1 protein-coding gene is annotated in these 638 nt (G+C 31.3%); it reads right to left on the bottom strand.

Annotated features, from left to right (window positions below; translation table 11 throughout):
- Positions 1-183: 183 nt before the first annotated feature.
- Positions 184-638: hypothetical protein (locus Q1A73_RS24450; protein WP_299611451.1), on the bottom strand; the 455-nt coding region annotated here is incomplete at its 5' end.

The following is a 638-nucleotide window of genomic DNA, read 5'->3' as shown; positions in this document are numbered from 1 at the left end:
AACGTTTAATATATGTGTCGTAGCAGGGCAAAATGTTACCTTGTTTTTCGATATTTCTGCGCATTGGTTGTTAACTTTTACCTTTTGCAAGCATTGCGCCTTACCAAGAATACAACAACCATTCGATTGATCACTTTGCTGCTATGATCACATATATCGTGTTGTGTGCTTTTTTTATTTTTACTATCCGATCAGCTTGGTGTCCTCAACTTTGATTCCAATTCCATTTAACCAGTTAGTTACAAAGTCAGTGGGATTCCAATAAACTATTTTTTCGTGTTCCCACATATCCATTCCATTCTTATTCCCTGACTTATATTCAAGTTTAGTTTTTTCAATTTCGTCAATTTGAGATTGTGATAATTTTGGAATTTCAATTATGCTATTTTTCTTCTTTTTTATGGATTCAATTTTTTCTTCAAGAGTGAAAATATCCTTATCCGAATAGTTAACTCCAATCTCATAATTCAAAACCATTTTCCACTCGTTATTTTTTCGAATGAGATTAAAAAGCGATTTATCTTCTTTATCAATAAAGAATTTTACATTTTTTTCAGGCTCAATTATACTTGCTGCTCTTAACCAAATATAAGTTCTATTTAATTTCCAGTCTTCCATCTTGAATTGCACACAACGTT

This window comes from uncultured Aquimarina sp. (assembly GCF_947492115.1).
GTDB lineage: Bacteria > Bacteroidota > Bacteroidia > Flavobacteriales > Flavobacteriaceae > Aquimarina.
This window is presented reverse-complemented; position numbering and strand designations above follow the sequence as displayed.